This window comes from Candidatus Dadabacteria bacterium, from assembly GCA_026705445.1.
Lineage (GTDB): Bacteria > Desulfobacterota_D > UBA1144 > Nemesobacterales > Nemesobacteraceae > Nemesobacter.
The window spans coordinates 15795-39872 of sequence record JAPPAR010000021.1; the positions used below are offsets into that span (position 1 = coordinate 15795).

General features: G+C 47.1%; 39 protein-coding genes. 5 read left to right on the forward strand and 34 right to left on the reverse strand.

Annotation, left to right across the window (positions count from 1 at the left end; all coding sequences use genetic code 11):
- The first annotated feature begins 69 nt into the window (after positions 1–69).
- Positions 70–1044: an IS1595 family transposase gene (locus OXG75_05300; GenBank protein ID MCY3625388.1), complete on the forward strand. Its 975-nt coding sequence runs from the start codon at positions 70–72 to the stop codon at positions 1042–1044.
- 327 nt (positions 1045–1371) lie between these two features.
- On the opposite strand, the gene OXG75_05305 is transcribed toward OXG75_05300, so the two are convergent.
- Positions 1372–2790, reverse strand: coding sequence for a DNA methyltransferase (locus tag OXG75_05305; protein MCY3625389.1), 1419 nt, complete (start codon positions 2788–2790; stop codon positions 1372–1374).
- A gap of 161 nt (positions 2791–2951) precedes the next feature.
- Here OXG75_05305 and OXG75_05310 point away from each other — a divergent pair, with 161 nt between their 5' ends.
- The 4 genes from OXG75_05310 (at position 2952) to ubiE (ending at position 6358) form a co-directional block, all read left to right on the forward strand.
- Entirely contained in the window at positions 2952–4118 is a 1167-nt protein-coding gene (locus OXG75_05310) for an MFS transporter (protein ID MCY3625390.1), read from the forward strand.
- Positions 4115–4582, forward strand: a complete 468-nt coding sequence (locus OXG75_05315; protein MCY3625391.1) for an SRPBCC family protein — start codon at positions 4115–4117, stop codon at positions 4580–4582. The genes OXG75_05310 and OXG75_05315 overlap by 4 nt, the downstream gene beginning before the upstream one ends.
- 220 nt (positions 4583–4802) lie before the next feature.
- The gene (gene metF, locus OXG75_05320) at positions 4803–5681 is read left to right on the forward strand and encodes a methylenetetrahydrofolate reductase [NAD(P)H] (GenBank protein MCY3625392.1); all 879 of its coding nucleotides are present in this window, start codon (positions 4803–4805) and stop codon (positions 5679–5681) included.
- Positions 5681–6358 (forward strand): bifunctional demethylmenaquinone methyltransferase/2-methoxy-6-polyprenyl-1,4-benzoquinol methylase UbiE, encoded by a 678-nt coding sequence (ubiE, locus tag OXG75_05325; GenBank protein MCY3625393.1) that lies wholly within the window; start codon positions 5681–5683, stop codon positions 6356–6358. Before metF ends, ubiE begins: the two co-directional genes overlap by 1 nt.
- Positions 6359–6388: 30 nt before the next feature.
- Here the strand turns inward: ubiE and pdxH are convergent, their stop codons facing one another.
- The 33 genes from pdxH to rpsJ all read right to left on the reverse strand — a co-directional run bounded on the left by pdxH (position 6389) and on the right by rpsJ (position 24031).
- Positions 6389–7033, reverse strand: a complete 645-nt coding sequence (pdxH, locus tag OXG75_05330; GenBank protein ID MCY3625394.1) for a pyridoxamine 5'-phosphate oxidase — start codon at positions 7031–7033, stop codon at positions 6389–6391.
- Position 7034: 1 nt separating this feature from the next.
- Positions 7035–7931 carry a TIGR01777 family oxidoreductase gene (locus OXG75_05335; protein ID MCY3625395.1) on the reverse strand — a complete coding sequence of 299 codons (897 nt, stop codon included), beginning with the start codon at positions 7929–7931 and terminating at the stop codon, positions 7035–7037.
- Positions 7932–7955: 24 nt separating this feature from the next.
- Entirely contained in the window at positions 7956–8969 is a 1014-nt protein-coding gene (locus OXG75_05340; protein ID MCY3625396.1) for an LLM class flavin-dependent oxidoreductase, read from the reverse strand.
- Positions 8970–9038: 69 nt separating this feature from the next.
- Positions 9039–9617: a 50S ribosomal protein L17 gene (gene rplQ, locus OXG75_05345; GenBank protein ID MCY3625397.1), complete on the reverse strand. Its 579-nt coding sequence runs from the start codon at positions 9615–9617 to the stop codon at positions 9039–9041.
- A 30-nt stretch (positions 9618–9647) separates the two neighbouring features.
- Complete coding sequence (locus OXG75_05350; protein MCY3625398.1) at positions 9648–10673, reverse strand: DNA-directed RNA polymerase subunit alpha; 1026 nt, start codon at positions 10671–10673, stop codon at positions 9648–9650.
- 30 nt (positions 10674–10703) lie between these two features.
- Positions 10704–11342 carry a 30S ribosomal protein S4 gene (rpsD, locus tag OXG75_05355; protein ID MCY3625399.1) on the reverse strand — a complete coding sequence of 213 codons (639 nt, stop codon included), beginning with the start codon at positions 11340–11342 and terminating at the stop codon, positions 10704–10706.
- A 51-nt stretch (positions 11343–11393) separates the two neighbouring features.
- A complete protein-coding gene (rpsK, locus tag OXG75_05360) occupies positions 11394–11777 on the reverse strand; it encodes a 30S ribosomal protein S11 (protein ID MCY3625400.1) in 384 nt (127 codons plus the stop codon).
- A gap of 12 nt (positions 11778–11789) precedes the next feature.
- Entirely contained in the window at positions 11790–12170 is a 381-nt protein-coding gene (gene rpsM, locus OXG75_05365; GenBank protein MCY3625401.1) for a 30S ribosomal protein S13, read from the reverse strand.
- 21 nt (positions 12171–12191) lie between these two features.
- Positions 12192–12305 (reverse strand): 50S ribosomal protein L36, encoded by a 114-nt coding sequence (gene rpmJ, locus OXG75_05370; protein MCY3625402.1) that lies wholly within the window; start codon positions 12303–12305, stop codon positions 12192–12194.
- Between the two features lie 19 nt (positions 12306–12324).
- Positions 12325–12546 carry a translation initiation factor IF-1 gene (infA, locus tag OXG75_05375; protein ID MCY3625403.1) on the reverse strand — a complete coding sequence of 74 codons (222 nt, stop codon included), beginning with the start codon at positions 12544–12546 and terminating at the stop codon, positions 12325–12327.
- Positions 12547–12555: 9 nt separating this feature from the next.
- Complete coding sequence (gene map / locus OXG75_05380) at positions 12556–13320, reverse strand: type I methionyl aminopeptidase (GenBank protein ID MCY3625404.1); 765 nt, start codon at positions 13318–13320, stop codon at positions 12556–12558.
- Positions 13320–13886, reverse strand: a complete 567-nt coding sequence (locus OXG75_05385; protein MCY3625405.1) for an adenylate kinase — start codon at positions 13884–13886, stop codon at positions 13320–13322. The genes map and OXG75_05385 overlap by 1 nt, the downstream gene beginning before the upstream one ends.
- Positions 13887–13909: 23 nt before the next feature.
- The gene (secY, locus tag OXG75_05390; GenBank protein ID MCY3625406.1) at positions 13910–15238 is read right to left on the reverse strand and encodes a preprotein translocase subunit SecY; all 1329 of its coding nucleotides are present in this window, start codon (positions 15236–15238) and stop codon (positions 13910–13912) included.
- Positions 15235–15666, reverse strand: coding sequence for a 50S ribosomal protein L15 (gene rplO / locus OXG75_05395; protein ID MCY3625407.1), 432 nt, complete (start codon positions 15664–15666; stop codon positions 15235–15237). The genes secY and rplO overlap by 4 nt, the downstream gene beginning before the upstream one ends.
- A 32-nt stretch (positions 15667–15698) precedes the next feature.
- Positions 15699–16229: a 30S ribosomal protein S5 gene (gene rpsE, locus OXG75_05400; GenBank protein MCY3625408.1), complete on the reverse strand. Its 531-nt coding sequence runs from the start codon at positions 16227–16229 to the stop codon at positions 15699–15701.
- Between the two features lie 26 nt (positions 16230–16255).
- Positions 16256–16630 carry a 50S ribosomal protein L18 gene (gene rplR, locus OXG75_05405; GenBank protein MCY3625409.1) on the reverse strand — a complete coding sequence of 125 codons (375 nt, stop codon included), beginning with the start codon at positions 16628–16630 and terminating at the stop codon, positions 16256–16258.
- Complete coding sequence (gene rplF / locus OXG75_05410) at positions 16630–17181, reverse strand: 50S ribosomal protein L6 (GenBank protein ID MCY3625410.1); 552 nt, start codon at positions 17179–17181, stop codon at positions 16630–16632. Before rplF ends, rplR begins: the two co-directional genes overlap by 1 nt.
- Before the next feature lie 10 nt (positions 17182–17191).
- The gene (rpsH, locus tag OXG75_05415) at positions 17192–17584 is read right to left on the reverse strand and encodes a 30S ribosomal protein S8 (protein MCY3625411.1); all 393 of its coding nucleotides are present in this window, start codon (positions 17582–17584) and stop codon (positions 17192–17194) included.
- Positions 17585–17603: 19 nt separating this feature from the next.
- Positions 17604–17789, reverse strand: a complete 186-nt coding sequence (locus OXG75_05420; protein MCY3625412.1) for a type Z 30S ribosomal protein S14 — start codon at positions 17787–17789, stop codon at positions 17604–17606.
- A 12-nt stretch (positions 17790–17801) separates the two neighbouring features.
- On the reverse strand, positions 17802–18356 hold the full coding sequence (rplE, locus tag OXG75_05425; GenBank protein ID MCY3625413.1) for a 50S ribosomal protein L5: 555 nt from the start codon (positions 18354–18356) through the stop codon (positions 17802–17804).
- A gap of 4 nt (positions 18357–18360) precedes the next feature.
- On the reverse strand, positions 18361–18690 hold the full coding sequence (gene rplX, locus OXG75_05430; GenBank protein ID MCY3625414.1) for a 50S ribosomal protein L24: 330 nt from the start codon (positions 18688–18690) through the stop codon (positions 18361–18363).
- A 2-nt stretch (positions 18691–18692) separates the two neighbouring features.
- Positions 18693–19061: a 50S ribosomal protein L14 gene (rplN, locus tag OXG75_05435; protein ID MCY3625415.1), complete on the reverse strand. Its 369-nt coding sequence runs from the start codon at positions 19059–19061 to the stop codon at positions 18693–18695.
- 38 nt (positions 19062–19099) lie between these two features.
- Entirely contained in the window at positions 19100–19360 is a 261-nt protein-coding gene (gene rpsQ / locus OXG75_05440; GenBank protein ID MCY3625416.1) for a 30S ribosomal protein S17, read from the reverse strand.
- 4 nt (positions 19361–19364) lie between these two features.
- Positions 19365–19571: a 50S ribosomal protein L29 gene (gene rpmC, locus OXG75_05445; GenBank protein MCY3625417.1), complete on the reverse strand. Its 207-nt coding sequence runs from the start codon at positions 19569–19571 to the stop codon at positions 19365–19367.
- Positions 19571–19993, reverse strand: coding sequence for a 50S ribosomal protein L16 (gene rplP / locus OXG75_05450; protein ID MCY3625418.1), 423 nt, complete (start codon positions 19991–19993; stop codon positions 19571–19573). The genes rpmC and rplP overlap by 1 nt, the downstream gene beginning before the upstream one ends.
- Entirely contained in the window at positions 19980–20672 is a 693-nt protein-coding gene (gene rpsC, locus OXG75_05455; GenBank protein MCY3625419.1) for a 30S ribosomal protein S3, read from the reverse strand. Before rpsC ends, rplP begins: the two co-directional genes overlap by 14 nt.
- Before the next feature lies 1 nt (position 20673).
- Positions 20674–21012 carry a 50S ribosomal protein L22 gene (gene rplV, locus OXG75_05460; GenBank protein ID MCY3625420.1) on the reverse strand — a complete coding sequence of 113 codons (339 nt, stop codon included), beginning with the start codon at positions 21010–21012 and terminating at the stop codon, positions 20674–20676.
- Positions 21013–21032: 20 nt separating this feature from the next.
- Positions 21033–21311: a 30S ribosomal protein S19 gene (gene rpsS / locus OXG75_05465; GenBank protein MCY3625421.1), complete on the reverse strand. Its 279-nt coding sequence runs from the start codon at positions 21309–21311 to the stop codon at positions 21033–21035.
- 15 nt (positions 21312–21326) lie between these two features.
- Positions 21327–22169: a 50S ribosomal protein L2 gene (gene rplB, locus OXG75_05470; protein MCY3625422.1), complete on the reverse strand. Its 843-nt coding sequence runs from the start codon at positions 22167–22169 to the stop codon at positions 21327–21329.
- 2 nt (positions 22170–22171) lie between these two features.
- Complete coding sequence (gene rplW, locus OXG75_05475; GenBank protein MCY3625423.1) at positions 22172–22459, reverse strand: 50S ribosomal protein L23; 288 nt, start codon at positions 22457–22459, stop codon at positions 22172–22174.
- The gene (gene rplD / locus OXG75_05480) at positions 22456–23076 is read right to left on the reverse strand and encodes a 50S ribosomal protein L4 (GenBank protein MCY3625424.1); all 621 of its coding nucleotides are present in this window, start codon (positions 23074–23076) and stop codon (positions 22456–22458) included. The genes rplW and rplD overlap by 4 nt, the downstream gene beginning before the upstream one ends.
- Positions 23063–23707 (reverse strand): 50S ribosomal protein L3, encoded by a 645-nt coding sequence (rplC, locus tag OXG75_05485; GenBank protein MCY3625425.1) that lies wholly within the window; start codon positions 23705–23707, stop codon positions 23063–23065. The genes rplD and rplC overlap by 14 nt, the downstream gene beginning before the upstream one ends.
- Positions 23708–23710: 3 nt before the next feature.
- Positions 23711–24031 carry a 30S ribosomal protein S10 gene (gene rpsJ, locus OXG75_05490; protein MCY3625426.1) on the reverse strand — a complete coding sequence of 107 codons (321 nt, stop codon included), beginning with the start codon at positions 24029–24031 and terminating at the stop codon, positions 23711–23713.
- Positions 24032–24078: the final 47 nt, after the last annotated feature.

Below are 24078 nucleotides of genomic sequence, written 5' to 3' on the forward strand. Positions count from 1 at the left end.
TCCCTAATAAACTTTTGGGAATTATAAAGATTACTTGACAAAATAAATCTCCTTATGTATATTATTACCATGATGAAAAAGAAAACATTTAAAGCTCCCGGTAAGGCTTACAGGGAGGGAATAGATCTTCTTGAACTTATGAAAATGTTTCCTGACGAAGAAACGGCCACTCGCTGGTTCGAATCCATTATCTGGGGCGATTCCCGTTTTTGCCCCAAGTGCGGAAGCGTGGAAACAAGGAAAGTTCCTAACGCCAAACCCATGCCCTACTGGTGCAAGGATTGCCGGAGTTATTTCAGCGTCCGTACCGGAACCGCTATTGCCCGTTCTAACGTCCCCCTTCAAAAGTGGGCGTTGGCTATCTACCTTTGCCTTACAAGCCTTAAAAGCGTGTCCAGCATGAAACTTCACAGAGATATAGGGGTATCCCAACCCACGGCGTGGTTCATGCTTCACCGGATACGGGAAGCATGGCAAACCGAAGGAAACAACAATTTTCAAGGCCCTGTTGAAGCTGACGAAACCTTTATGGGCGGTAAGGATAGAAACAAGCATGACAATAAGAGAAGCCATGTGCAAGGCCCTTCCGGCAAAACCGTAGTAATTGGAATAAAGGACAGGAAATCCAATAGAGTTGTTGCCAAGCGAGTTCCCAACAGGGAAAAGGAAACAGTACAGGATTTTATACGAAACAACACTTCCCCTGACGCTAAGGTCTATACCGACAACCATAAGAGTTACAGTGGGCTTCCCAATCATAAATCCGTAAACCATAGTGTCGGGGAGTTCGTCAAGGGTATGGCTCATACCAACGGTATCGAATCTTTCTGGGCCGGACTGAAAAGGGCGCACAAAGGGACTTTCCACAAGATCAGCCCTAAGCACCTTGATCGGTATATTCAGGAATTCGCGGGTAAGCATAATATGCGGGATTCAGGAACCCTCCTTCAAATGCGTTTCACCGTTGCCGGACTTATGGGACGCAACCTTCTCTACAGGGACCTTGTCCGGGACAACGGGCTTTCTTCCCTGGCAAGGGCGTAACAAGGCTTTAGCCAGCGTTTCCGGGGTTGCTCCTTTAAGGTCTCGTTCTTTGTCTATCATGGCTTTTTTCATTTTGTTTCCTCGTACAAATCGAGAGAAAGCAGAACCTTCCCGCCTGGTTGTGATTCCACTTCTATATGGCTTACTTTGTCTAACTGAAAGGGATGTATCACTCCTTCAAATTTTTTCTTATCATATTCGCAAGCGGATACCAGAAACCTGTTTTCCTTTATTTGTATCTCAAAATACAGTTTTTCCGCGGATATCTCCGCTCGCGTTAAAAATTTGGTTTTTGAATGTTTTGCGAATTTACTCACCTTTTTAGATTTATTTCCTCACTTGCGAAATCAAGTATTCTTGTGTTCTGTCGCCTTTTATCCTGTTACAGTATCCGCAAAGCAGTTGTAAATTCTCGTCTGTATCTGAACCACCTTTGCTTTTAGGTACTATGTGATCTACTTCAAAATCCTTTATTCTGTACCAGTGTCCGCAACCACTACACATTCCTTCCTGTTTACCGTACAGAATATTCTTAATATCTCTTGAACGTTTACCTCCGCGATCGGTAGGAATGTCGGTTCGGTGGATTAACTTGAGAATGGTAAATCCCAGTTCGTTTTGCATTCTCGATTTTACAAGTTCAGCAGCTTTAGGGGATATATCTATACCTACCCATTTACGATCTAATTTCTCAGCGGCAACACAAGTTGTGGCGCAACCACAGAAAGGATCAAGTATCATATCACCCTCATTACTTGACGCTTTAATTATCCGCTCTAGCAATTTTAATGGTTTTTGCGTTGGGTATCCGGTGCGTTCTTTTGATCGTGCCCCAAGAAGTAATTCTGTCTCAACCCATAAATTGCCGGGTGACACACCAGCATAATATTTCATATACGATCTTCGCTCTAACCCTTCTTCTGTAACAACAATGTTACCTTTTTGATATTCTTCTTCCATTTTCTCGTATTTCATTCTCCATCCTGTTGAATATGGTGGATAATGGCCCCGAAACTCATAGCATAAGTTAGGGCGATCTCCCATAGACGGCGACCGCCAAGCTGTTGTTTTAGTGTTGTATCGGTTTCCATATTCGTCGATTTTAGGAAACATATTATTGATTTCCGATTCTGTTAAATTTTTGATTATGCGCGGATCAAATTGGAAGTTTTTTCCTTTCGTATAAAACAACAAATGATCTACATTATTACCCCAACGTTTCGACGCGTGTTGACTCCCTTTGGCCCCTGATTCATTTCTTCTCCATACGATTTCATCTCTGAAAAATTTCCTTCCGAAAACTTCATCCATGAGCAATTTTAAGTAATGAGAAGCAGTGGGGTCACAATGAAGATAGATAGAACCTGTAGGTTTCAAAATTCGCTTCATTTCCATAATCCTGATGGCTATGTAAATGAGATAGCTCATCATAGACTTTCCGTGTATCTCTCTTGTAGTTTCCAAGAGTTTATAAAGACCAGGATATTGACTTTCTATTTCTCCATGCCATGCCAAGTCTATATCTGATAATCCCCATGTATCTTTGAATTCCGCACCCGCGGCTTGACTACCTATAGGAGCGGCATAATCATGGTTGGAATTAAACGGTGGGTCCAGATAAATGAGATCTATACATTCATCGGCTATACCTCGCATAACTTCAAGGTTATCACGGATAAAAATGGTTCTGTTTTTCATTTTTCCGCCTTGTACTAAATTGACAGACGGAATTATTTTATCAAACATGGTTGTATTTTGTCAAGTAAAGTTTATAATTCCCAAACTTTTTTATATTTTAAAGGGTTCTGCCATTGTCAAACGTGATAAATACCCTATCTTTCATTGAACCGGTTTTTAAATTTCCTTGCTAAAAACAAAACCGGAACGGAAAATCCCGGGAAAACGCCATGAAGCTGAACAGATACGAACTTCGCTCCGTTCTAGTAATAGGAACAATAATTGCACTTAGGCTTCTAGGAATATTCCTGATAATTCCCGTTTTCAGCATATACGCCGTAAACTACGAGGGAGCAACCCTCTCCTCCGCCGGAGTCGCATTCGGAATATACGCCCTTACCCAGAGCCTGCTGCAGATACCTTTCGGCATGGCAAGCGACAGATTCGGAAGAAAGCCGGTAATAGTAGTAGGACTTCTGATCTTTTGCGTTGGAAGCGTTCTCTGCGCTTTTGCAGACACCATCTGGGAGCTAATAATAACCAGAGCGATTCAGGGAAGCGGTGCTATAGGCGCAGTTGCCATAGCTATTCTCGGAGACTGCACAAGAAACGAGGTAAGGGCCCAGTCTTTTATGCTGACTGGAATAATAATCGGAACGGCGTTTATAACTTCGCTCATAGTCGGTCCAGTACTCGCAGGGAAATTCGGTTTTGAAAGTCTTTTCTTCATCCTCGCAGCCCTAGGATTAGTTGCGGTGCTCGTTACTCTTTTCATGTTCCCGGAACTTCCAAAGAAAAAAACAAGGGACAGAAAAGAAATTCTTCTCAAACTCAGGGAACCGGAAGTGAGAAGAATTCTTTCCTCAACCTTCATAACATCCATCTGTCTTAACCTTATCTTGTTCATCTATCCTCTGGACTGGAAAAATATCGGTACCGGCCCCCAAGATCTGTGGTTCGTCTACCTAGTAATACTCGCCCCCAGTGCGCTCCTGGCTAACGCCTACATCAGGATTTCAGAAACGAGAAAGAAATTGAAACAGGCAACTAGGTTCGGGCTTTTCTTTTTAGTAGCCGCCTTTTTAATCTATCTGCTCCGAGCATCTGACAGTATCACACTCTACCTCGCGGGGGCGGTCTTTTTTCTTGGATACTCCATATTTCAGTCCATACTACCTGCGTTTGTTACGCAAAGAGTCTCCTCGGAGAACAGGGGTGTGCTCTCCGGTTTTTTCAACCTGGCAAACTTCATGGGAGCCTGCGTGGGGGGAATGTCCGCCGGTATACTCTATGAGACACACCAGTCTTTACCCCTGATATTCGGACTTTTGTTCTTGATACTGTGGAGCTTTGTCGGGCTTCCCGGACCACCGCTGGAACAAGCAGAAAAAGAATGAAGATATATACGCTCAAGAGAACAGAATTCCTGCCGGTTCCGATTGAAACAGCTTGGGATTTTTTCTCCAACCCGAACAATCTTCCCAAGATAACTTCCTCGGGACTCAACCTGCGGATAACATCTGAGGCAGAAGAAAAAATATATCCCGGCATGATAATCACTTACACCGTGACACCCATCCCTTTTTTCACAAGCACCTGGACAACGGAAATAACTCAGGTCGATCCACCGCACTATTTCGTTGACGAGCAGCGATTCGGGCCCTACAAGTTCTGGCACCATAAGCATTTTTTTGCACAGGCCGGGGAGCAGACGCAGGTCCGGGACCTCGTTCACTACTCCCTACCGTTTGACCCGATCGGAAGATTGGCAAATCCGCTTCTGGTAAGCAGGAAACTGGATTCCATATTCAATTACAGAAGCGCGTGCCTTAGAAAATTGTTTGGAAATCGAGAGGAATAGCTTAAACTTTCCCCGCTACAGTATCAGCTTGATGTGTAATATAACGCAAGGTATATTGAGCAAGCTAGATTTACATGTAAGAGGACACGGAATTCCACGAGGTAGATTATGTCCGTGGGCTTGACCCGGCTATTTTGATTACAGCACTTTTGGACTTCGAAAACCCGTTGGAAATTGAAAGAAAGACCACCTTGCAAACTCTGGTTCTCGAGGAAAAACCGTGAATTTTTCTGAATACAAAAACAAAAAAAGGGATACTCCTCTTATATCTTTTGAGGTCTTTCCTCCGAAAGACGATCCTGAATTCGAAAAACTCAAAGATACTCTTGCGAGACTCGCCGAACTTTCGCCCGCCATAATAACGGTAACACATGGTGCCATGGGAAAGGGGCGGAAAAGAACGGCTGAAGTTGCCTCCTACATAAAAAACGTTATAGGGATGGAGAGCGCCTGTCACCTGACCTGCATAGGATATTCCGAAAAGGAAATAGATCTGATGCTCGAGCAGATTGAACAGGAGAAAATACGCAACATAGTGGCCCTCAGGGGAGATATTCCGAAGGAAAATGGCGAGAAACTGCTGTCCGAGGGGGCTTTCCAGCACGCAAATCAGCTCGTGGAACACATAAGAAAATACGAAAAAGAAAAACCGCAGCGGTTTTCCATAGCAGTCGCCGGTTATCCGGAAAAACATATCGAATCCCCAAGTTTTGAGGAGGACATATCCAATCTCAAGAAAAAGGTGGATGCCGGAGCCGATATCATAATTACTCAGCTCTTTTTCGATAACCGTTACTATTTTGATTATGTCGACAGAGTAAGGGCAGCAGGAATAGACCTTCCCGTAATCCCGGGTCTTATGCCCGTGCTTTCATCGAAACAGGTGATAAGAATATCGTCTCTTTGCGGAACGGAGATACCTGAAACCCTGAGAAAGAAACTGGAAGATGCGGGAGACGATAACCGCAAGGCGGTGGAAGTGGGAATCGCACAGTGCAGAGACCAGGTAAGGGAACTTATCGCCGAAAAAGTACCTGGAATTCATTTCTATGTTCTCAACAGAACCTCCCACATAGAAAGGATTCTGGAATCCGTCTGATGCCTGAAACAAGGAAAATTTTCGATGAAGTGGCGAGTCACTACGACTGGCTAAACACTCTGTTCAGCCTTGGAATTCACAAACTCTGGAGAAAGAAGCTCGCAGAAGAGTTGCACGACGTCGAGCACAATCTGGACATAGCAACCGGGACGGCAGAAGTTGCGATTGAAATCGCAAAAAAATACCCCGCAACCAAAACGGTCGGGATTGATCCCAGCATGAACATGCTCCGGATAGCAAAAAAGAAAATTAAGGACCTTGATTTAAGGGGCAAAATAGCCCTTGTATCGGCCGTGGCTGAAAATCTCCCCTTTGCGGAAAAACAGTTTAACTCCGTCACCATAGCATTCGGTATAAGAAACACAGTAGATTACGAACTTTCCCTGAGAGAGATGAGAAGGGTCCTAAAGGAAAACGGAAAACTCTTCATACTTGAATTTGCGATTCCGAAAAACCCCGTTTTCAAACCCATATACATGTTTTACTTCAGAGTCTTGATGCCTCTTGTCGGAAGCATCTACGGCAGGGGCAAGGAATACAGATATCTTGCTGAATCCGCCGCCGCATTTCCTCAAAGAAAGAATTTCATAAGCCATCTTGAAAACGCGGGATTTCGGGATTGCCAATACTCGGAACTCACTATGGGAGTAGTAGCGCTCTATCGCGCAACCAGATAATCAGGAGCTATCGATTCTTCTTTCCGCGGACTATGGGTAAAGCCTGTCTATACTCCAGCCACCATCTGGGGAAGGAATATATCTGAAACGATCGTGAAGCCTGTTCTTTCTTCCCTGCCAGAACTCAAAGCGCACTGGACTCACTACGTATCCTTTCCAGAATTCAGGCCGCGCTATACTTTTTCCTTTCCGTTCAGACCGGAACTGGTCGTATTGCTCCTCAAGCAGTTGCCTGCTTGCAACAACCTCACTCTGCTTCGAAACACATGCTCCTATCCGGCTTTGGCGAGGTCTAGACGTAAAATATTCATCGGCTTCCCGTTCTGGCAGAAGTGAGACTTCGCCGTCTATCTTCACCTGTCTTTCAAATTCAGACCACCAGAAGCAAAGCGAAGCGACCGGATTCTCAGCTACATCTCGTCCCTTACGACTAAGAGAATTTGAATAGAAGGAAAAACCCCTTTCGTCATAACCCTTGAGAAGCACCACTCTTGAGGACGGAACGCCATCCGCTCCTACCGTAGAAAGAATAAAAGCGTTTGGAAAATCGATTTCCGCTTTAAGAACCTCTCCATACCAGAGGTCAAACTGAACAAACGGGTTTTCGTCAAGATCTTTTCTTTCAAGTTTCAATTTCAGGTACTGGCGTGAATGGAACTTATTTTTCTTCGACATTTTATCTCAGAACAACATCCTCAAGTGCGCAACCCAGATCTTCGTGCAAAAACTCGTAACCGGAGGAAAGAAGTTTCTCAGGAAAAACCTTGCAGCCAGCAAGCATCGTGGAGCGGCCCATCTCTCCGAACAAAAGCCTTACGGCAAATGCGGGAGTTGAAAACCATGCGGGTCTTCGTAGAACTGACGCAAGCGTGGCGGTAAACTGCCTGTTAGTCACCGGATTTGGAGATACCACATTAACGGGACCGGTTACCTCTCCCCGCTCCAGCAGATAAATAATTATCCGCGAAAGGTCTTCTATCGATATCCAGCTTAGGTACTGATCGCCACTTCCAATAACTCCCCCCAGACCCATTTTAAAAAGAGGCAGCAAAGAACTCAATATGCCTCCTTGGGGACTTAGTACGACGCCTAAGCGCAGGTTTATGACTCTTGCTCCAAGGTCAGAGGCCCTTTGAGCCTCATTCTCCCATTCGCAGCAAACATCAGGAAGAAACCCAGAGCCAGCCACGGAACGCTCAGTAAGTCCTTCTTCCCCCCTGTCCCCATAGTAACCGATTGCCGAAGCACAGATAAGGGTTTTGGGAGGATGTTGAAGCGCAGAGAAAAGACTCACCAAGTACCGGGTACTGTGCACCCTGCTCTGCCGTATCGAATTCTTTTTCTCTTCAGTCCATCTGCACACTATATTCTCCCCTGAGAGATGAACAACTGCGTCAAAACCCTCAAGCAAAGATGGATCTTCGATATAGCCCTCCTTTGGATTCCAGAAAATCAGATTCTCTCCTTCCACCTGCGACCTTACAAGACGCCAGACCTCATAGGAATCCGAGGGAATGGAATTAAGAAGATGGGTTCCCACGGTTCCGGTCGATCCTGAAACAAGTATTTTCATTTTCCTAGCTAAAAAACCCGGGTCTCACGAGGCAAAGGCCTCGATCAATCGCTCCTGGTACTCCCTTACCTCCCTGAAGTCAAGAAAATAATGAGGGGCACTGAGTACAGGAAGGTCTATATATTTCCTGTACTCCTCCACTCTCTCCCTGCAATGTTCCGCATCCCCCACAACGGCAAACGCTTCAACCATTTCATCACTGACACCTTTTATCATCGCACGGATATCTTTTCTACGAAAAGCATCCCTTATCCCTTTAACCTCATCCGTAAAACCGTGAAGCCTGAAAGGAGGATCATAGGCTTTTACCGTAGCGTAAAAGGCTATGGTCGCCCGAGCGGCTTCTCTCGCCCTCTCCCAGTCATGGGAAACGGCACAGGTAATAATCGAGCATTTCGTAAAATCTCCGTTTTTTCCACTTTTCTCAAGCCTTTCTTCAAGCGAAGGTGAAACTACCCTTTTTATATATTCAAGCGAACAGACTACATGTCCCATGTAACCGTCCGCGATTTCGGCAGCAGCACCAACCATGTTGCTTCCTATACCGGCCACGAATATAGGTATGTTTTGTCTGATAGGTTCAAAAGCCCTTTTGTAACCCCTTGTGTTTACTCTGTAGAACTGCCCTTCGAAAACAATATCATTGCCTGTATGAGCCTCGGACAGAATTTCCCTTATTAACCCAACGCATTCCCTTATCCTCGCAACCGGCCTGTCTCCATAGAAAACACCGTGGAAATTCTCGTTCGTTCTCTTTGCCCCGGTACCAAGACCCAGTATCAACCTCCCCGAACTAATTTCGTCAAGATCAAGAGAAGTAATGGAAGTAACCAGCGGGCTTCTCACAAAGGCAAGAGCAACTGCGGTGCCGAGCTTTATTTCAGAGGTGACTGGAGCAATTGCAGAGAGCTGCTGAAAAGGGGTCCTGTAAAGTTCCGTAGCCCAGACAGAGTGGAAATTCGCTTTCTCCGCAGCAACAGCTAGATCCTTGAGTTCTTCAATTGATCTTGCATCAAGTATAAACCCGACTCTTTTCATCAGGTCTATTATAAATAATAGGGAAGACGGAAAAAACCCGCCAGGTATGTACGGGGAAAAAAGAAGGAATTAATCCTCAGTCTTTTCGGAAGAACCGGATTGCTCTTTGGGTTCTTGGGACTCCGCTTCTGTCATCTCGGCTTCACCCTGTTCGTCCACCTGTCCCTCGGCGGTTTCTTGTTGCTCAACCAGACCAAGTTCTTCTGCGGATTTCTTCTTCGAACTTTTCTTCGGCGCACTCTTGGTTTCAGCCTTGGGTTTTGCTTTCCGTCTTTTTCTCTTGGCCTTGTACTCCTCGGTCACGAGTTCAACAAGAGAAATGGGGGCATTATCTCCCCTTCTGTAACCAAGCTTCACAATCCTCGTATAGCCACCGGGACGCTCCATATACCTCTGGGCAAGTTCGGAGAAAAGTTTTTCCACAACTGCACGATCCCTTATATATCCCAGAGCCTTTCTTCTCGCGTGAAGACTGCCGTTTTTACCCAAAGTTACGAGCTTCTCCACAACCCTTCTTATTTCCTTGGCCCTTGTGTCAGTTGTATTTATCCTTCCGTTACGCAAAAGGTCCGTAGCCATGTTGCGGAACATGGCCTTTCTGTGTTTTGTAGTAACTCCCAGTTTTCTTCCCGATTTTCTGTGTCTCATCTTTCCACCGTATACGGACCCGAACCCCGATCACTCTCCGGAATTCTCAGAACTCCGCTTTTGCTTTTCGTCTTCAAAGACCTCGGTGTCTATAACCATCCCAAGACTCAGACCCATTTCCTTAAGTCTAGCGTTCACCTCTTCAAGGGAAGTTTTTCCGAAATTCTCAAGATCAAGAAGTTGTTGTTCTGTCTTCTGAACCACTTCTCCAATATATTTTATTTCCGCCTTTTTAAGACAGTTTATAGATCTCACCGAAAGTTCCACGTCCTCTATAGGGAAAAAAAGCTTGTCGTCGGTCCCACTTATACCCATGGACTCTTCCTCTTCCACCTTGTCCACGAGTTCCTCATCAAAATCAATGAAGACGTTTAGCTGCTGCTTAATAATTTTTGCACTGTAAGCAAGCGCCTCTTCGGGAAGAATCGTACCGTTTGTCCATATTTCAACGGTCAGTTTCTGATAATCGGTCCTCTGCCTTACCCTGGCGTTGGTAACTGAGTAATTAACTTTTTTGACGGGCGAGAAGAACGCATCAACATGTATCAGGCCTATTGACTTCTCAGTCTCTCTTCTCGATACTGGCTCGTAACCGCTTCCCATCTTCACTGTCAGTTCCATTTCAAGCTTCGCGTCATCTCCCAAGGTCGCTATGTGCTGTTCGCCGTTAACCACTTCCACCATGTGGGTCGTTTCTATGTCGGACGCCTTGACTTCTGCCGGGCCCTCCGCTTTCAGAATTACTGTCTGCGGATCGTAAGTATGCATTTTGAGATCCACGTTCTTAAGGTTCAGTATGATCTCAGTAACATCTTCCATAACTCCCGGTATGGTAGAAAACTCGTGCCGTACTTTGTCTATCTTGACAGCGGTAATAGCAGGACCCTGTATCGAGGACAGGAGGACCCTTCTAAGCGCATTACCAAGAGTAATACCGTAGCCCGGTTCAAGAGGCTCGCAGATAAATTTGCTGTAGAAAGGAGTTGATACCTGCTCGTCTTTTTCAAGCGCTTTGGGGTATTGCAAATCTCTCCAGTTTTTCTGAAAATTCTCCAAGTTTCACACCTCCGTGTGTGCCAGGCTTTTCTAGACTCTTGAGTAAAACTCAACGATCAACTGTTCATCTATGGGAACCGTCACGTCCTCTCTCTCGGGAAGTTTGGTTACAACTCCGCTGTAATTTTCCCTGTCAAGCTCGAGCCACTGGGGGAAACCCCTTCTCTCAAGACCTTCAAGAGACTGGTTAACGTGCGGGTTACTTCTGGTTTTTGTCTTGATTTCTATTTTGTTTCCTTGCTCAACGCTGAAAGAGGGAATGTTGACTCTCTTGCCGTCCACGAGAACATGTCCAAGCCAGACTAAGTGTCTGGCCTCGTTGCGAGAACTCGCAAACCCGAGACGGTACACCACATTGTCAAGCCTTCTCTCAAGAAGCAGTATGAGCATTGCGCCAGTCACTCCGCTTCTCCTCGCAGCCTCGGCAAAATAACGGCTGAACTGCTTTTCGGTCAACCCGTATATACGCTTAACCTTTTGTTTTTCCCTCAATCTTATTCCGTAGTCGGAGAACTTGGAACGGCCAATCGCGGCCCCGTGAACTCCAGGTCCGCGGTTAGGCCTTTTCTGTATGGCACATTTTGACGTATAACACCTAGCGCCCTTAAGAAAAAGCTGTTCGCCCTCTCTTCTGCAAAGCTTGCAAGACGGTCCTCTATACCTAGCCAATTACCTTCTTCCTCCTCGAAAACAACGTGAACATGATCTCTCCCATAATGCCTATACCCTTCTTCTTCCAGGTGGTCTGCAACCATTATGGGGAATCGGGGTGACATCCTTTATCATCGTCACTTTCACCCCGGCAGCCTGAACGGCTCTTATCGCCGGCTCCCTTCCGGGACCGGGACCGCTCACGTAAACATTAGCTGACTTCAGCCCAAAGGTCTTTGCCTTTTTCGATGCGTCATCCGCCGCCACCTGGGCCGCAAACGGCGTCCCCTTCCTAGTGCCCTTAAAGCCCCTGTTGCCACCGCTTGACCAAGCTATGACGTTTCCATTCATATCGCTGATTGTGACTATAGTGTTGTTAAAAGTAGCCTGTATGTTGACCACTCCATGTTCAACGAATTTCTTTGTTTTCTTTTTTGTGAATTTTCTGCTCATTTGGAAAAACCCTTATTTGCCGGCTTTTTTCTTCTTCGCTATCGCTGTACCCCTGCGACCCTTTCTGGTTCTTGCGTTCGACTTGGTTTTCTGTCCCCTTACCGGAAGTCCTGTCCTGTGCCTAATACCCCTGTAGCAACCTATCTCCACTAGGCGCTTTATGTTGAGCTGAACCTCCTTTCTCAGATCTCCCTCAACGGTGTACTCGCCTTCAATTATCGTCCGCAGTTTTGTTACTTCCTGATCGTCAAGATCCCCTGACTTTTTGTTTACATCTATACCGGCCTTATCGAGTATAACGTTTGAAGTCGCCCTACCTATACCGTAGATATACGTAAGACCTACCTCTACTCTTTTGTTAAGCGGTATATCAACACCTGCTATCCTAGGCATTAAGGCATATCCTCCTTAGTGCTATCCTTGTCTCTGCTTGTGCCTTTTGTTGACACAGATCACCCGCACGACCCCCTTGCGCTTGATGATCTTGCACTTGTCGCATATTTTTTTTACCGATGCCCTCGTTTTCACTTTGCTCTCGCCCCTGTCTTCACTTCTTGAGCCTGTAGGTAATCCTTCCCTTCGTAAGATCGTAGGGAGATATCTCAAGTTTTACCCTGTCTCCAGGAAGTATCCTTATGAATCTGGTTCTCATTTTACCGGACACATAAGCCAGCACCTCGTGATTGTTCTCTATCTCGACCATGAACATCGCATTGGGCAAAGCTTTGGTTATAGTTCCTTCAAACTCTATTTTCTCTTCTTTCTCCATCACCCGTTCCTAGTGAATCCTTTCGGTAAGAATTTCAGGGCCGTTATCCGTAAGGGCCACAGTATGCTCAAAATGAGCGGAAAGTTTACCATCATAAGTAACCGCCGTCCACCCGTCTTCGAGTATCTTCGTTTTCTCCGACCCCTCGTTTACCATAGGTTCTATGGCCATGACCATTCCAGAACGAAGTCTTATTCCTCCTCCCTTACCATTCGGAGGAATAAAATTCGGCACTTGCGGCTCCTCGTGAAGTTCCCTGCCTATTCCGTGACCGACAAAATCTCTGACTATAGAAAAACCCTCATTTTCAACATAGGTCTGTATCTCTTTTGATATATCCAGAACTCTGTTTGAACTTTTCACCACGTCTATGCCCCTATAGAGGGAATCCCTGGTAACCCGAAGCAGTTTTTCGGCAACAGGACGGATTTCACCGACCGCAACCGTTATTGCCGAGTCGGCGTAATAACCGTCTAGCAGTACTCCGAAATCTATTCCTACTATGTCCCCGTCCTTAAGCATCTTTTTCTTCGAGGGAATACCGTGCACTATCTCTTCGTTAAGGGCAAAGCACACCGACGCTGGATAATTTGCGTAACCTTTAAAAGCAGGCTTAAAGCCTCCTGTTGCGCACATTCTTTCCGCAATCTCGTTAAGCTCCCAGGTGGTCACTCCTTCCTTTGCCTCTTCCTCAAGCCTCATAAGCACTTCGGAAACCACCCTGCCAGCAGCCCTCATGCGTTTAAGCTCTTCTCTGTTCTTCAAGCGAATCATTATTGCAACCGCTTCAGCACACCGTCTATTCTCTCGGCGATATCCGATATCTGTCCTATTCCCTCAACTGCACGCAGAACGCCGGTTTTTTCGTAAAAATCCTTAAGAGGAGATGTCTGATCCTTGTAAACTCTAAGTCTGTTCCTTATAACATCCTCCGTGTCGTCCCGCCTGCCCTCTATTTTCTGGCGTTTGGTTATTCGCTGCACAACTTCCTCGTCGGGAACCTCAAGAGAAATAACTGCGTCAATGCCGATTCCGGCATCAGTGAGAATACCGTTAAGAGATCTTGCCTGCTCCAGAGTTCTAGGAAAACCGTCAAGCATAAAACCTCTCTCGCCGATCGCAGATATTTTCTGTCTTATTATTTCCGTCACGACTTCATCAGGTACAAGCTCTCCCTTGTCCATGAACGACTTAGCGTAAAGCCCAACTTCAGTCTCGTTTTTCATGGCTTCACGCAGCACATCACCAGTCGATATATGCTCAACCTCGTATTTTTCCCTGATGAAATCAGCCTGCGTTCCCTTTCCAGCCCCTGGCGGCCCAAACAGTATCAATCTCATAGTCTTTGGTATTCTCCCTTGCGTCAGAATCTGTACCTCTGGGGTTCCTTCATTCCCCTCTTCTTTATAAATCCTTCATAACTGTGAGTTATCAGAAAAGATTCGATCTGCTGCATGAAATCAAGTGTTACTCCTATTACGATAAGAAGTGACACGCCTCCGAAGTAAAACGGCAAATTAAAAGGTTCTCTCTCAAGAAACGCCGGCAACACGCAGACCGCCGCCACGTATATAGCCCCTATAAAAGTAATTTTTCCGAGCACATTGCCTATGTACTCCGATGTCTTTCTGCCCGGCCTTATTCCCGGTATGTTTCCGCCGTTTTTCCTCAGGTTATCCGAGAGATCGTCCGGGTCGTAAATTATTGAAGTATAGAAGAAGGCAAAGAATATTATGAGTATTGCAAAGATCAGGTTGTATACGAACACGTTTTGAAACACAAGGTCAGAGAAGGTGCGAATAGCCGGAACATCGGCAAACGTAACAATCGTAGCGGGGAAAATAAGGATCGAAGAAGCGAAGATCGGAGGAATGACCCCCGAAGGATTGGTTTTAAGAGGCAGATGGGAACTCTGCCCTCCCATTACCTTCCTCCCTACGACCCTTCTGGGGTACTGAACCGGTATTTTCCGGTAGGAACGCTCAAAGTAAACTATAAGGCCCATAAGAAACCCTAGAAAAATAAAAATAAGCAAAACCCCCAAAACGGTAATCTCGCCCGTGCCAACGAGCCTTGAGAGGTTCCAGAACGCCCCGGGAATACTGGCGATTATCGATGCGGCGATAAGAAGAGATACCCCGTTTCCGATTCCATTCTCTGTTATCTGCTCTCCAAGCCACATAACAAAAAGTCCGCCCGCGGTGAGCGTGAGAACTGCCGTAACCTTGAACATCAGACCGGGGTCCGTAACGGCACTTCCGACAGTGGCCGCTCCTACCCCGCCGCGCTCAAGGGTAACCGCAAGCATAAAGCCCTGAACGAGACATATAAGAACGGTGCCGTACCTTGTGTACTGATTTATTCTTCTCCTTCCGGCGTCGCCTTCTTTCTGCATTGCTTCAAGTGAAGGAAAGGCCTTTACCAGAAGCGACATGATGATTGAGGCGGTAATGTAGGGCATAACCCCCAAGGCAAAAATTGACGCCTGCTCAAGTGCTCCCCCGGAAAACATGTTAAGTATGTCGAATATCGTGCCGCGGGTCTGCTCGAACATCTTGGCAATCTGGTCCGGATCGATTCCTGGAATCGGAACGAAAACCCCTGCCCTGTAAACAATGAGCATTGCGGCTGTAAAAAGCAGCTTCCTGTTAAGCTCCGGAATCCTGGGAAGTGACGCGACATTACTGCTCATACTATCTCCACTTTTCCTCCCGCGTCGTTTATCTTGCGCGCGGCCGCCTCACTGCAGGCATTAACCGTTATGGAGAGCGCCGAGGCAATCTCGCCGGTAGCCAGGAGTTTTACGGGTTTCTTGCCGCTTACTATTCCTGCCTCGGCAAGCGTCTGGATCGTAACCGACTCCGCATCCGCAAAACGCTCAAGATCCTTCAAGTTAACTATGTCGTACTGTTTTTTGAATATGTTCGTAAAGCCCCTTTTCGGGCTTCTCATTTTGAGTGGAGTCTGACCGCCTTCAAACCATCTGGATACCCCTTTCCCCGAACGGGATCCTTGGCCCTTGTGCCCTCTTCCGCTGGTTTTCCCTTGGGAACCCGCACCTCTTCCTACCCTTTTTCTTTTTGTTTTAGATCCCTTAACCGGTGAAAGTTCGTTTAACATTTCCTTTTGCACTCCACTGTTAAGCGCGCGTTCTACTGCGCCGCATCATAGTAATTGGGAAGATCGAGGTCCTTTATCTCCTTGTTCCTCGTCTTCGCGATTTCTTCGGGAACCTGCAGTTCCGAGAGTCCCTTTACAACCGCCATAACAACATTAAGCGGATTCCTTGATCCGACAACTTTCGAGAGAACATCGTGTATGCCGGCAAGTTCGACCACCGCTCGCACTGCACCACCCGCTATAACGCCCGTACCCGGGGCAGCAGGCAGGAGCATAACCTTGCTTGACACATATTCCGTGTGAATTCCGTGCGGTATGGTGGCACCGTTGCGCGGCACCCTTATTAGAGTTTTCTTTGCTTTTTCAACCGCCTTTCTTACGGCATCAGGAACCTCATTCGATTTTCCCAGTCCGGCTCCCACAATTCCGTCGGAGTTTCCGACCACGGCAAGAACAGTAAAGTGGAATCTTTTCCCACCCTTGGTCACCTTAGCGACCCTCCTTATGTGAACCACTTTTTCTTGCAATTCAAGTTCTGCCGGATTTATTCTCTCCTCTGCCAAAACCAAAGCCTCCTTTAATTTTTCTCCTAAAACTCCACTCCCGCCTCGCGGATCCCGTCGGCAAGCGACTTTATCCTTCCGTGGTAAGCGTAACCCCCTCTGTCGAAACGCACCTTGGTTATGCCCTTCTGAACAGCCATCTCCCCGAGATGCTTTCCAACCTCTTTGGCAACCTCGGTTTTCTTCATGTTCTCAGCAGACAATCTCTTTTTCGTCTCAGAAAACATCGTTGATGCCTGAAGAAGGGTGACTTCTGCGGTATCATCTATTAGTTGGGCGTATATATGCCTTGCCGAGCGGAAAACGGAAACCCTGGGAATCTCCGCGGTGCCGTTTATCTTTTTCCTCACAGCAAGGTGTCTTCTTTTACGCGCCAGATTTCTGCTTTTCTTTTTTATCATTACTTAGTAGCCGCTCCAGCTTTTCCGGGTTTAAGCTTCAACTTCTCACCTTCGTAACGAACACCCTTGCCCTTATAGGAATCGGGTGGTCTTATCTTCCTTATGCGTGCCGCGGTCTCTCCCACGAGCTGCTTGTCAATTCCATGAAGCGAGAGCAAGGTGCCCCGTTCCTCCACGGTCGCTTCTACGCCCTGGGGAAGTGAAAAATCAACCGGGTGTGAGTAACCGAGTGAAAACCTGAGTCCTGCTTTCCCCAAGAGATCCGCCTTGTAACCCGTACCGGTTATGCGAAGTACCTTGGTAAATCCTTCACTCACCCCTATTACTGAATTGTTAATAAGGCTTCGCGTAAGACCTTGAAAAGACTTTATTCTTTTCTCCTCACTTTGCCTGGAAACAACCACGGTTCCGTTCTCAAGTACGGCTTTTATTCCCTCGGGCACCGTAACCTCAAGGCTTCCCTTTGGCCCCTTGATTTCGATAGCCCCCTGTCTGGGCGTCGCCGTTACCCCGTCGGGAATAACCACTGGTTTTGTTCCTATTCTTGACATTCGTCTGTCCTCAGATCACCGTGCAGAGAATCTCCCCGCCTATCCTTTTGCTCCTTGCAGCAACCCCCGTCATTATTCCGCTTGAAGTAGAAAGTATTGAAATTCCCATTCCGCCCCTGACCCTCGGAATATCATCTTTGCCAACGTAAACCCTTCTTGATGGCTTGCTTATCCTCTTTATCTCATCTATTGCCGCCTTGCCGTCAGGACCGTACTTCAACTTGATGCTTATGGTTTTCTTTACCCCTTCTTCAGTAATTTTATAACTCTCCACGTAGCCTTCCTCAGCAAGAACCCTGGCAATCTCGCCTTTTATAACCGAACCGGGAATCTCGACATGGTTGTGACCCACCATAAAGGCGTTCCTTATTCTGGTTAACATATCTGCAATCGGATCCGTCATTTTCTCTCCAACATATTTCTTAAAAACTCGCTTTTCTCACGCCCGGAAGATGTCCCTTGCTGGCAAGATCCCTGAAACAGACCCTGCAGATGCCGAATTTTCTCATAAAACCTCTCGGCCTCCCGCAGAGTACGCAACGGTTAACCGCACGCACGCGAAACTTCGGCTTTCTCTTCGATTTCTCAAGTAATGCTTTTCTGGCCATAATTCCTCTCTTCTAATTATTCGCAAACGGCACTCCGAGACCGGAAAGAAGTTCCATGGCCTCGGCATCGGTTTTTGAAGTAGTAATCAGACTAATATTCATTCCCTTGTTGTACTGAACCTTGCTGTAATCTATTTCAGGAAAAACCAGGTGCTCCTTTATTCCCAGAGTATAGTTGCCGGAACCGTCAAAAGCCCGCGGCGACAGTCCCTTAAAATCCCTGACTCTTGGAAGGGCGAGATTCACTAAACGGTCGAAAAACTCATACATTCTCTCTCCCCGGAGCGTAACCATGCAGCCTATCGGCTGGCCTTCCCTGAGCTTGAAACCCGCAACTGATTTCCGCGCCTTGGTAACCACCGGCCTTTGTCCTGTTATCCCCGCAAGTTCCGAGACGGCTTCGTCTATTACCTTTGTCTGCCTCCCGGCTTCACTAAGTCTTCCAAGTCCCATGTTCACTACTATTTTCTCAAGCCTTGGAACCTGCATAGTGTTTCCGTAGGAAAATTTTTCAATCAGTGCGGGTACGACCTCGCTCTTATATAGGGTCTTTATTCTCGGAACCATTTTCTCAGATTTCCTTTCCAGTCCTTCTGTTGTACCTTACTTTCTTACCGTCCTCGCCGGTTCTATACCCAACTTTTACCGGCCGACTGCTCTCGGAATCGTACAGCATCAGATTCGAGACATGGATTCCGGCCTCTTTCTCGATGATTCCGCCAGCGGGGTTTTTCTGCGTCGGACGGTTGTGTCTCTTTATGATATTGAGCTTCTCCACAAAGGCCTTTTCGATGTTTCTGTCAATTCTAAGCACCTTGCCGGTCTTCCCTTTCTCCTTGCCCGCAACCACGTAGACCGTATCCCCGGCCCTTATGTGAAACTTTCTCTTTCCAGCTGACATGTTCAAACGACCTCCGGAGCAAGCGAGATAATTTTCATAAAACCCTTAAGCCTCAGTTCACGCGCGATCGGTCCGAAAACCCTCGTACCTATCGGTTCGTTTTCCTTGTCTATTATGACGGCGGCATTGTTATCAAAGCGCACATACGTACCATCCGGTCTTCTCTGTTCCTTCCTCACCCTGACTATCACGGCTTTGTAAACAGAACCTTTCTCCACTTTGGACTTCGGAATGGCCTGCTTGACCGAAACCACAACAACATCTCCAAGCCGCGCGTACTTTCTTCCGGAACCTCCCAGGACCTTTATGCAGAAAAGCCTTTTGGCCCCTGTGTTATCCGCCGAGTCCAGATATGTGCTTGACTGAATCATTTTTTTCTCCCGTAGTCCGAAGAATCAAAAACCACGTCCTACGCACCTGCGGCCTGACTGACCACTTTGCCCAGCCTCCACCTCTTGGTTTTGCTGTGGGGCCTTGACTCTATTATTGTGACCTTATCTCCTATGTTGCACTCGTTGCGCTCATCATGGACCTTAAATCTCTTGCTGGTTCTTATCTGCTTTTTATACCGACCGTGACTTTTGATCCGCTGTACTTCCACGACCGCGGTCTTGTCCATCTTGTTACCTACCACAATTCCCGTTCTGGTCTTTAACTTTCCTCTTTCCATAGAATTAACTCCCCGAAGCCGTATCCCGCTGTTTTTTTATGGTAAGTATCCTAGCAATCTCTCTTCTCAACTGCTTTACCCTCGCATTGTTGGAGTTCTGTCCAGTGGCGACCTGTATTCTGACATTGAAAAGCTCTTCATTCGCATCACGATGGCGCTTGTTCAGTTCTTCGGGCGTTAGATTTCTTAGTTCTTCCGCGTTGGTTGCCATCAGACAAACTCCTCCTCGCTTCTGGACACTATCCTGGTTCTAAGAGGAAGCTTATAGGAAGCAAGCCTTAAGGCTGAGCGTGCAAGTTCTTCGCTTACTCCTGATATTTCGTAAAGAAACTGTCCTCTTTTTACCGGCGCCACATACTTGTCCACATCCCCCTTTCCCTTTCCCATCCTGGTCTCTGCAGGCTTCTTGGTAACGGGTTTATAGGGAAATATCCTTATCCAGAGATTTGCTCCCCTTCTCACGTGCCTTGTGATCGCAATACGGGCGGCCTCTATCTGCCTTGAAGTAATCGTCCCGTTTTCCAACGTCTGAAGCGCAAGGTCGCCGAAGGCGAACGTCGTTCCCCGGGTCGCCGCTCCTCGGTTTCTTCCCTTGAACTGCTTTCTGTACTTTGTCTTCTTAGGCTGAAGCATCAGTATCTACACTCTCAGGAATTTCACCTGCTCTCTCTTTAGTCTTTTTCTGTATTATCTCGCCTTTGAATATCCAGACCTTTACGCCTATCACCCCGTAGGTGGTTGACGCTTCGGCAACCCCGTAGTCAAGATCCGCACGGAGCGTACCGAGGGGCACTCTTCCCTCCCTGTACCACTCCCTTCTCGCTATTTCGGCTCCGCCGAGACGCCCGGCAACCATGACTTTTATTCCTAGAACCCCGGCTCGGATGGAGGATGAAAGCACCCTTTTCATGGCCCTTCTGTATGCAACCCTTCTTTCAAGCTGAAGGGCAAGGTTCTCAGCAACAAGCTGGGCATCGGTTTCGGGTCTCTTTACTTCTCTTATGTCAAGAAATATGCCTTTTCCGGTCATCTGCTGGAGCTTTTTCTTCAGTTGCTCTATCTCCTGACCCTTTCTTCCTATGATGATCCCGGGCCTTGCCGCATACACTAGAATTCTCACCTTGTCCGCCGCGGCCCTTTCAATCTCAATGTTCGAGATGGCTGCCTGATAAAAGGTCTTCTTTACGTAGTTGCGGATGTCTATATCCTCTTTGAGCAGAGTCCTGTACATCTGTTTCTCGGCAAACCACTTGGAATCCCATGACCTGGTTATTCCAATACGAAGTCCTATAGGATTAATTTTCTGTCCCAATTCAGAATCCCCTCTGTTCAAGTACTATCGTTATATGACTCATCCTGGTTTTACGGGCAAAAGCCCTTCCCATCGCTCTGGCCCTGAAACGCTTAAGTGTCGGACCCTGCGTTGCGTAGACTTCCTTTACATAAAGGGAGTCGATATCGCTGTATCCTTTCTCAGAGGCGTTGGCCACAGCCGATTTAAGCAGCTTAGAGAGCAGTGGTGAGACCCTCCTGCGGGCGGAAAGCAGAATCGAGGAAGCTTCCTCCACGCTTTTTCCCCTTATGAGGTCAAGAACCACCCTAGCCTTCTTCGGCGACACCCTGGCATGCTTATGTACTGCTTTAGAAACCATCTGCTATCTCTCTGTTTTTGCTATCTTTTTCTAGCTTTTCTATCACCCGCATGACCATGGTAAGTCCTCGTGGGAGAAAACTCGCCCAGTTTATGTCCTACCATCTGTTCGGACACAAATACGGGAATAAACCTCGTTCCGTTGTGAACCGCGAAAGTCATTCCTATCATCTCGGGTATTATCATTGAAGCTCTTGACCAGGTCCTGATAATTCTCTGACTCCCGAAACTTTGTGCCTGCTCAACTTTCTTCATAAGCTTTTCGTGCACATACAGTCCCTTTTTACTTGATCTTGCCATCTGAAGCTCCCGCGATTAATCCATTCCGTAGCCAACCCTTCTCGGCTTAACTATATATTTGTCCATTCTCTTGTTGTTTCTCGTCTTCTTTCCTATCGTAATCCATCCCCAAGGAGAAACAGGATGAGGGTTTCCCTTGGTCGCCTTGCCTTCTCCTCCGCCATGGGGATGATCAACTGGATTCATCGCCACCCCGCGAACCGTGGGTCTTATGCCCTTGTGACGGGACCTCCCCGCCTTCCCCCAGACTATAAGTTCGTTCTCGGCGTTTCCGATCCTTCCCACAGTAGCCATGCACCGAAGATGAATCAGCCTTATTTCGCCAGAAGCGAGTTTTATCTGGGCGTAGTTACCATCTTTTGCGACAATCTGCGCTGCCGAACCTGCGGAACGAACCAGCTTTCCCCCGCCTCCGGGCCTCATTTCTATGTTGTGAATAACCGTACCCACGGGAATATTCTCTATGGGAAGAGCATTTCCACTTGAAACTTCCACCCCGGGTCCGGAATTTAGTTCATCACCCACTTTAAGGCCGGCAGGGGCTATAATATATCTCTTTTCACCGTCAGCATAGGACAGAAGAGCGATTCTAGCCGAGCGATACGGATCATATTCCAGCGAGACAACTCTGGCAGGTATGCCGTGCTTGTCTCTTTTGAAATCTATTATTCTGTAGCGTTTCTTGTGGCCGCCGCCTTTTCTGAAGTTGGTAATCCTTCCATTCGAGTTGCGTCCTGAGTTCTTCTTAAGAGAAACCGTAAGGGACTTGTGGGGCTTTTTTGAGGTTATCTCCTCAAAGTCAAACCCGGACATGAACCTTCTTCCCGGAGATGTGGGGTTATATTTTTTTACTCCCATGATCAAACTCCCTCAAACAGGTTGATTTCTCCCTCTCTGAGCTTAACGTAAGCCTTTTTAACCGCTGACCTCTTTCCTACAACTCTGCCGAATCTTTTCACTCTTTTTCCAGGAAGCACAAGGGTTCTCACCTTCTCCACCTTGACCCCGAAAATCTTCTCGACGGAATCCTGTATCTCCTTTTTGTTGCATCTTCTGTCTACGGAAAAAACATACCAGCCGTCTTCTCTGGCTTCTGTGCTTTTCTCGGTAATCACAGGAAGTTTTATGATCGAACGGGGATCTTTCATGATAGTCTCTCCTGGATTTTTTCAACCGAACTCCGCACCATGACTATGTTCTTGTGTCTGAGAAGATCGTATACGTTAAGCCCGTCGTCCCTGAGCACCTTTACGTCAGGTATGTTCCTTGCCGACTTGTGGAGATTCTCGTTATCCGAACTGACAATCACAAGAGCTTGGGAGAATTCAAAATCCTTCATGAATTTCGCCACCTGCCTAGTCTTTATCTCCGGAAGCTCAAAACTGTCGAGCACAACTATGGCACCTTCGCCGAAACGGCTTGAGAGAGCGGAAACAAGTGCCCCTTTTCTCACCTTTTTCGGAATCGAGTAAGACCAATCTTTCGGTTTCGGTCCAAAAACTACTCCACCCTTGCGCCAGATCGGGGAACGCCTGGACCCCGCCCTTGCACGTCCTGTGTGTTTCTGTTTCCATGGCTTTGCTCCGCCGCCTCGGACTTCAGCTCTTGTCTTGGTGGACGAGGTTCCGGCCCTTTTTTTGGCAAGCTGCCAGTTGACTACTTCGTGGAGCAAGTGCTTTTTTACCGGAGCTTCAAATATTTCGGAGCGAAGTTCCATTGTTCCCACCTTTTTCCTGGCGATGTCATATACGTCAACTTGAAGCATCTTTCGCCCCCTTTGACGTGTGCCGGAGAAAAAGCGTCCCTCCCACCGGACCCGGAACCGACCCCTTTACGAAAAGAAGATTTCTCTCAACATCTATATCGACCACCCTGACGCCCTGAACCGTTACATTCTTTCCACCCATTCGCCCCGGCATTTTCAACCCTTTCCACACCTTGGCCGGAGATGATGCCTGCCCTATGGAGCCGGGTCTTCTGTGGGCCATGCCGCCGTGGGACATTGGCTGCCTTGAGAAATTGTAACGTTTTATGGTCCCGGCGAATCCCTTTCCCTTGCTTTTAGCTGTGACGTCTAGAACATCTCCAACCTTGAAAATGTCAACTTTTACCACGTCCCCCACCTCGTAATCGTCAACCGTGGCGGAAAATTCTTTAAGCTTCGCAGTAGGGTCCACTCCGGCTTTTGTGAAATGTCCCTTCATGGGACGCGTGAGCCGCTGGGGTTTTACTTCTCCAAAACCGAGCTGAACAGCGTCGTAGCCGTCTGAGTCTTTGGTTTTTTTCGAAACCACGAAGCACGGGCCCGCTTCAACTACCGTAGTGATGACCTTGATCATGTCATCGTTGAAAAACTCGGTCATTCCCTTTTTTGTTCCTATAATTCCCTGAATCATTTTTTACGAACCCGTTAGTTTTATCTCTACTTCCACACCCGAAGCAAGGTTTAGTTTCATAAGTTCATCTATTGTCTGCTGCGCAGGCTCAAGTATGTCTACAAGTCTTTTATGCGTTCTTATTTCGAAATGCTCTCTTGAATTCTTGTTCACGTGAGGACCGCGCAGCACGCAGTACCTGTTTATACTGGTAGGAAGCGGAACCGGGCCGGCTATTCTCGCACCCGTTCTCTTGGCGGTATCGACAATTTCTTCCGTTGAATTATCAAGAAGCCTGTAGTCAAAAGACTTAAGCTTTATTCTTATTTTCGAAGCCTTACTCATCACTCAATTATTTCTGTTACTACGCCTGCCCCAACTGTCCTTCCACC